The sequence below is a fragment of the Flavobacterium sp. J49 genome, from assembly GCF_011742145.1.
GTDB lineage: Bacteria > Bacteroidota > Bacteroidia > Flavobacteriales > Flavobacteriaceae > Flavobacterium.
On sequence record NZ_JAAQQU010000076.1, the window covers coordinates 1 to 806 of the forward strand.

The following is an 806-nucleotide window of genomic DNA, read 5'->3' on the forward strand; positions in this document are numbered from 1 at the left end:
CGCAACATTCGCAAGTTTCTATATTCGGTTCTTCAAATTCTATTTTAATCATGATTCTCTTTAAGCAGGATTTTCGACATAATAGCCTATAACGTCTTGCGGCTTGCAACAGTTGCAAATTTTAATCACCGCCGATTCCAAATATAAAACTACTTTTTGAATTTTCGGAGAAAATTCGGTGAAAGCCCGAACCTTGCAATTGTTGCAAACTGCTGTTATAAGCCGTTTAATTTTAAGTTTAAAATGGACGACCTGCTCTTTCAGGTTTTAAAATTTCGTGTATTTGTTCTAATGTTGCTTTTTTCATAATTTGATACAAATCTGCGTTTTCATTCCATTGTTTTTGGAATGATTCCACATATAACTTTCTTAATTTTATTGCCTCATCAATATTTTTGAATTTCGTTTTCGACAAATTTTCAGTAACCCAATTCAACCATACATTTTCATCACTTAAGTCTTTTGGTGTGGCAAGCCCATTTAATTTTCCAATTAACTTTGTAATAATAATTTTGTTTGCTTTGTATGTTTCGGTTAGTGTCATATTTAAATAATCTTCTTTCGCTTTTTCGAATTCAACTTCTGTTAAACCAACTTTTGTTTCTTTTTCATCAATATTATTCTGAGCATTAGAATTGATGCTGATAAAAAAGATAATTATGAAAATTTTATACATAAGTTCTAAATTTAAGCGGAGTTTAAATGGCTTATAACGTGCCGCAGATTGTGATTGTGGCGTTCTTCACTCACTTGCGTTTTCAAATATAACTAAAATTTCAGTTAGCCGAGACATTTCTGATACAACC

At 31.1% G+C, this 806-nt stretch carries 1 protein-coding gene; it reads right to left on the bottom strand.

The features are described from left to right. Positions 1-238 precede the first annotated feature (238 nt). Positions 239-676, bottom strand: a complete 438-nt coding sequence (locus HA632_RS01890; RefSeq protein WP_176305552.1) for a hypothetical protein — start codon at positions 674-676, stop codon at positions 239-241. Between the last annotated feature and the right edge of the window lie 130 nt (positions 677-806).

Bases quoted from the DNA above. Each gene is read 5' to 3' on its own strand.
- HA632_RS01890 (WP_176305552.1), bottom strand. From the start codon at position 676: ATGTATAAAATTTTCATAATTATCTTTTTTATCAGCATCAATTCTAAT.